Source organism: Gemmatimonadaceae bacterium (assembly GCA_020852815.1).
Lineage (GTDB): Bacteria > Gemmatimonadota > Gemmatimonadetes > Gemmatimonadales > Gemmatimonadaceae > SCN-70-22.
The window spans coordinates 1-5,549 of record JADZAN010000031.1; the positions used below are offsets into that span (position 1 = coordinate 1).

At 68.0% G+C, this 5,549-nt stretch carries 8 protein-coding genes; 7 read left to right on the forward strand and 1 reads right to left on the reverse strand.

The window, feature by feature from the left end:
- From IT359_16495 to IT359_16525, 7 genes are all read left to right on the forward strand, one after another.
- Positions 1 to 509 (forward strand): ATP-binding protein (locus tag IT359_16495; protein ID MCC6930589.1); only part of this gene is annotated, 509 nt, incomplete at its 5' end.
- A complete protein-coding gene (locus IT359_16500; GenBank protein MCC6930590.1) occupies positions 506 to 1,060 on the forward strand; it encodes a hypothetical protein in 555 nt (184 codons plus the stop codon). The genes IT359_16495 and IT359_16500, both read left to right, overlap by 4 nt.
- A gap of 39 nt (positions 1,061 to 1,099) precedes the next feature.
- Positions 1,100 to 1,390 carry a hypothetical protein gene (locus IT359_16505; GenBank protein ID MCC6930591.1) on the forward strand — a complete coding sequence of 97 codons (291 nt, stop codon included), beginning with the start codon at positions 1,100 to 1,102 and terminating at the stop codon, positions 1,388 to 1,390.
- A 71-nt stretch (positions 1,391 to 1,461) separates the two neighbouring features.
- Positions 1,462 to 2,157 carry a cell division ATP-binding protein FtsE gene (gene ftsE / locus IT359_16510; protein MCC6930592.1) on the forward strand — a complete coding sequence of 232 codons (696 nt, stop codon included), beginning with the start codon at positions 1,462 to 1,464 and terminating at the stop codon, positions 2,155 to 2,157.
- An 85-nt stretch (positions 2,158 to 2,242) separates the two neighbouring features.
- Positions 2,243 to 3,094: an ABC transporter permease gene (locus tag IT359_16515; protein MCC6930593.1), complete on the forward strand. Its 852-nt coding sequence runs from the start codon at positions 2,243 to 2,245 to the stop codon at positions 3,092 to 3,094.
- An 8-nt stretch (positions 3,095 to 3,102) separates the two neighbouring features.
- Positions 3,103 to 4,287, forward strand: a complete 1,185-nt coding sequence (locus IT359_16520) for a peptidoglycan DD-metalloendopeptidase family protein (GenBank protein ID MCC6930594.1) — start codon at positions 3,103 to 3,105, stop codon at positions 4,285 to 4,287.
- Positions 4,288 to 4,457: 170 nt separating this feature from the next.
- A complete protein-coding gene (locus IT359_16525; protein ID MCC6930595.1) occupies positions 4,458 to 5,363 on the forward strand; it encodes a deoxyribonuclease IV in 906 nt (301 codons plus the stop codon).
- An 83-nt stretch (positions 5,364 to 5,446) separates the two neighbouring features.
- On the opposite strand, the gene IT359_16530 is transcribed toward IT359_16525, so the two are convergent.
- Positions 5,447 to 5,549 (reverse strand): IS110 family transposase (locus IT359_16530; protein ID MCC6930596.1); only part of this gene is annotated, 103 nt, incomplete at its 5' end.

Consider the following 5,549-nt stretch of genomic DNA (forward strand, 5'->3'; position numbering starts at 1 on the left):
CCAAGGCACAGCAGATCCTCGTCAACGAGTTGAACCTCGACCCGATGGCGACGATGCGCTTTGCCATGACGCTTTCCGAAGTTTGCCAGAACATCGTGGAACACGCGCAGACCATGGGGTGGGTGGCAGTGCAGACGTACCGCTATCGCCAGCGACTGGGGCGGCGCGTGGTGGTCATCGCCGTCTGTGACGCCGGCATCGGCTTCCGTCGCTCGCTGGAAAGCGCGCCCGGGCGAAAGCTGAGCGACCGGTGGGACGACGGCATGGCGCTCGAAGAAGCGGTGATTCGTGGCGTGAGTCGATTCCGTGATCCGGGACGAGGGCAAGGGCTCGCCGGGGTCCGCCGATACGTGGGGCGGTGGGACGGGAAACTCTCCGTGCGAAGCGGCACGGCGCGCATCTCGCTCGTTCCCCCATGGGACGACGACCTCCCGATGCGCGAACACCTGTCTCCCCTTCCTGGGGCACAAGTCCAGATCACGATTCCGGAACGGGTACCCCAGAAGTGATCTACCACATCAACGTCAGCTCCGTCCTTCGCAAGACGGTATGCGACCTGTACACGAACCTGGTCACGCGCCCCACCGGGGTCGCCGTGCGCCAGGCGATCGAGGCAGCGCTCGCGGAACTCCCAGAGCCTAACGTCACCGTCATCGACTTTGCCCAGGTGAAGATGCTCGACTTCTCCTGTGCCGACGAAGTGGTCGGGAAGCTCCTGGACTACTACCAGAACCTCACCGAGCAGCCGCAGCGATACTTCCTCATCCGCGGCGTGCATGACGGCCACCTCGAGGCCATCGAGGCGGTGCTCGAGCGCTACGACCTGGCGGTGATCGTCGAAGGCGAGGACGGGAGCCTGCAACTCGTGGGAACGCTCGACGACGGCGCGCGCCGCGCGTGGCAGGTGGTGAACCGTCACGGGCGGGTCAAGGCGCAGGAGGTGGAAGTGGAACTCGGCGCCCCCGCCGGGACGACCTCCCGCGTCCTCGACCACCTCTCGGCGCGCCGACTCGTTATGCGCCGCGACGACGGCTACGTCTCGCTCTCGCTTGCCCTGTAGCGTGCGCGCCGGCGCACGCTCCCGATCGCGAGGGACGCCGTGAGTCTCGCCTCCAGCCCTCCCCTGCAGGTGGTCGGCTTCTGGGCCACGCGACGCGGCGACGCCGATCGTGGCCCGCTGGTGAAGCTCCGCCCCGACGACGCCGCCGCGCGCCTCCTCAACGAGGGAGACCTCGTCTGGGTCGAGGGGCCGCGACGGCAGGAGCTGGCCACGGTCGCGCTCGACGCCACGCTCCCGCGCGGTGGTGTGGCGGTGCGCGACATCGCGGGGATCGCAGTCTCGGAAGTGGTGCGACTCGTACACCCGGAGCGCGGGCGGCCTCGGCCATGACGCGCTCGATCGGGAACTGACGCCGGGCGCCCCTCGGTCGTCCTACTTCACGGTTGCTAGCTTATGGCCCCGTGATCCGATTCGCCTCCGTTTCCAAAGAGTATCCGCGCACCGGCGTCGCGCTCAACGACGTCTCGTTCACCGTGAACAAGGGAGAGTTCGTCTTCCTCACGGGGCCGAGTGGCGCCGGCAAGAGCACGATCCTCAAGCTGATCTACTTCGACGAACTCCCGACCCGCGGCGACGTGTGGGTGAGCGGAACACGCTCGAAGGGAGTGTCGCGCAAGGACATTCCGCTTCTGCGGCGCAAGCTGGGCGTCGTCTTCCAGGACTTTCGCCTGCTGGAGGACCGCACGGTGGAGCAGAACGTTGCCTTCGCCCTCGAGGTGATCGGGACGGCGCAGGAGAAGATCCACCCGAAGGTGTCGCGCCTGCTCACGCAGGTGGGGCTCGCCTCCAAGTCGACGAACTTTCCCCGCGAGCTGAGCGGCGGCGAGCAACAGCGCGTCGCCATTGCGCGCGCCCTTGCCAACGACCCGTTCGTCCTCGTGGCCGACGAACCGACGGGGAACCTCGACGATCGCGCCACGCGCGGCGTGTTCCAGTTGCTGCGGGAGATCCACGCGGCGGGAACGGCGGTGGTGATGGCGACGCACAACCTCGAACTGGTGAAGCGCGCAGAGCTGCGCGTACTGGAGATCAACCGCGGGCAGGTGGTGTTCGACAGCGCCGACGAGAAGCGCCGCGCGCCGGAGCTGACGCCATGAGCGCGCGGCACCGGTCAGGCGGCGGCGACGCGGCGCGCGGAGTGACGCGCGGAGTGGCGCGCGGCGTGGCGCGCGGAGTGGCGCCATGAAGCTGGCCGTCCGCGAGGCGATGCTGGGCTTCCGGCGTGCGCCGCTCCTGAGCGCGCTGAGCATCACGACGATCGCCTTTTCGTTGTTTGCCTTCGGGCTGTTCTCGCTGGTGGCGCTCAACATCCGCCACACGCTGAGCGCGCTCGAGAGCCGCGTGGAGATCCGGGCCTTCCTCGCGGACTCCACCTCCGCCGAGGCGATTGCCCTGGCGATGGGCGACATCGGGGCCATGCCCGAGGTGGCGCGCGTGGAGTACGTGACGCCGGAGCAGGCGCTCGAGCGGGCGCGCAAGGAGCTGGGGGAGTTCCGCGACGTCTTCGAGAACGGCTTCCTCCCGGCCTCGCTCGACATCCGCCTGCGTGACGGCTTCCGCGACCCCAACTCGGTAAAGCGGATCGCCGACACGGTGAAGGCACAACCGATCGTGGATGACGTGCGCTTTGGCGAGGAGTGGGTGCAAAAGCTCTACAGCATCCGCAACGTCGCCACGGCGGCGGGGATCATCCTCGGGCTGGCCTTTGCCGCGGTCTCGATCATCGTCATCGGGGCGACGATCCGCATGGCGGTGATGGCGCGCGCGCGAGAGATCTCGATCATGCGCCTGGTGGGGGCGACGGACGGCTTCATTCGTCGCCCCTTCCTCATCGAGGGCTTCGTGAAGGGGGTGCTGGGCGGGGTGCTGGCGCTGGCGCTCACGTGGATCGCCGCATCGCTGATCTCGCGCTACTTCATCCGCACCGAGTTCTTCGGCACGCGGTTGGCGCTGCTGGGGTTGCTGGGTGGCGCGGTGATTGGCGTCCTGGGAAGTGCGCTCTCGGTCGGGCGCCAGATTCGCCGCGTCACGTGAGGCGATGGATGCAGCTGGCGGCGTGCGCGGCGCTCCTGGTCACGGGGGCGCCTGGCGTGCTGCGGGCGCAGAGTGCCGAGCAGCGGTTGCGGCAACAGCGCGAGGAGCTCGACGCCATCCGTCGTGAGCGTGCGGACCTTCAGTCGCGCCTGCAGGAGCTGCAGGGAAAAGCGCACGACCTGCGGGACGAGGCGCAGAACCTCCATCGGCAGGCGGAGGTGACGGGACGCCTGGTGCGCTCGCTCGACGCGCAGCTCGTCTCGATCACGTCGGACGTCGATTCGGCCACGCGGTCGCTCACGCGGGCCGAGGGCGAGGTGCAGACGCGGCGTGGAACGCTCAAGCGTCGCGTGGTCGACATCTACAAGCGCGGGCCGCTGTACACCACCGAGGCGCTGCTGTCGGCGCGCACGTTCGGCGAACTCGTGGGGCGCTACAAGTACCTGCACGAGCTGGCGCTCCACGACCGCGCCGTGGTGCATCGCGTCGAGCTGCTGTACCGCGAGATCGAGCAGCAACGCGCGCTGTTGCTCAAGCTGCAGGACGAGCTGCGCCGCAACCGCGAGGAGAAGTCGCTCGAGGAGCAGCGACTGCGCTCGCTGGAAGGCGTGCGCTCGCGCAACCTGGAGCAGGTGCAAGCGTCGCAGAAGCAGATCCAGGATCGCCTGGCGCGCATCCAGCGCGACGAACAGCGGCTGTCGCAGCTCCTGGCGTCGCTGGAGGAGGCACGCCGGCGCAACGAGTCGCGCCCCAACGCGCCGGCGCCGACCACGAGCACGCTCAAGACGGCGGACTTCGGGAAGCTCGACTGGCCGGTGGAGGGCGAGATCATCTATCGGTTCGGGCGGGTGATCAACCCGAACAACACGACGATTCGCTGGAACGGGATCGGCATTCGCGCCGCGCAGGGGACGGCGGTGAAGGCGATTGCGGCTGGCGAGGTGATGGTGGCCGACCCGATCGGGACGTACGGGCTCACAGTGATCGTGCAGCACGGCGGCGGCGACTACTCCGTTTACGGGTCCCTGTCGCGCGCCGACGTGCGCAAGGGCGACAAGCTGTCGAAGGGCGAGACGCTGGGCGCCGTGGGTCGCGCCGATCCGGAGATGGATCCGCACCTGCATCTCGAGATACGTCCCAAGGGGCGGGCGACAGATCCGCTGGCGTGGCTGGCGATGAGGGCGGGGCGGTAGGGCGAAAAGGGAGACGGGAGTGCGCGCGGGGGGGGTGGCGCGCGTGGGGGGATGGGAGGCGGCGGGGCATGGGTGAGGCGCGGGTTTCTAGGGGGCGTGTGTCTCGGTAAAGTTCTCGTCCGCTCCCTTCTGCTCCAGTCCCTCCCCACGACGCGCCATCGCTCTTGCGCATGCCGAAAGAATCTCGGCCCTCCCCCTCCCCCTCCCCGTCTCCCTTCCCGGACATTGGCCCGTTAGGCGCGCACGTGTCGACGGCGGGCGGGGTCGCATCGGCGGTGCCGCGCGCGAAGGCGATTGCGGCGACGGCGATGCAACTGTTCACGAAACAAGCGAACCAGTGGAAGGAGCCGGCGATATCGCCGGATGCTCGCGCGACCTACCTCGCGACGCTGGCCGAGACGGCGGTCGTGGTGGCCAATGCCCACGATTCGTATCTCATCAACCTGGGGTCGCCCGATCCGGTGCTCTGGCACCGGTCTCTGATCTCGTTCGTGTCGGAACTCAGGCGGTGCGAGACCTTGCAGCTGAAGTACCTGGTGTCGCACCCCGGGAACTTCATGGACGACCGCTCGAGCGGGATCGCTCGCAACGCCGAGGCCATCAGCATTGCGCTCGAGGTCGTCCCGGGCAATGTCACGCTGCTGCTGGAGACGACGGCGGGGAGCGGGACGGCGATCGGGGCGAACTTCGAGGAGATGGCGCTCCTGCTGGCGTCGATCGATGCGTCGGTGCGCGGTCGCGTGGGAGTCTGCGTCGACACGGCGCACATCTTCGCGGCCGGCTATGACCTGGTGAACGCCTACGATGACGTCTGGAAACGCTTTGGCGACACGATCGGCTTTGAACGGTTGGGGATGATGCACCTCAACGACTCCAAGGCGCCGTTCGGCTCGCGCAAGGATCGCCATGAGCTGATCGGCGAAGGCGCCATCGGCGAAGGAGCCTTTCGTCGCATCATGACCGACGACCGCCTGCGCCGTATCGCCAAAGTCATCGAGACGCCCAAGGGTGACGAGCCCGAGGTGATGGACACGCGCATGCTGGAGCGGCTGCGCGGGTATGCGCGGGGCGAATAGGGCTCGAACGCGAGTAGCTGCTGCGGCGTACTGGGACAACTGCAAGTTCAAGAGCCTTGAACACGGAGTAGCTGTGTTGAAAGTCAAGCGGTGGTGGCCAGTCCGGGCTGCCACCGCTGCTGCGTCTTGAGCATCGCGTTGAGGATCGTGAGCAGGCGCCGGATGCAGGCGGTGAGCGCCAGCTTC

Bases quoted from the DNA above. Each gene is read 5' to 3' on its own strand.
- IT359_16515 (MCC6930593.1), top strand. From the start codon at position 2,243: ATGAAGCTGGCCGTCCGCGAGGCGATGCTGGGCTTCCGGCGTGCGCCG.
- IT359_16520 (MCC6930594.1), top strand. From the start codon at position 3,103: ATGCAGCTGGCGGCGTGCGCGGCGCTCCTGGTCACGGGGGCGCCTGGC.
- IT359_16525 (MCC6930595.1), top strand. From the start codon at position 4,458: ATGCCGAAAGAATCTCGGCCCTCCCCCTCCCCCTCCCCGTCTCCCTTC.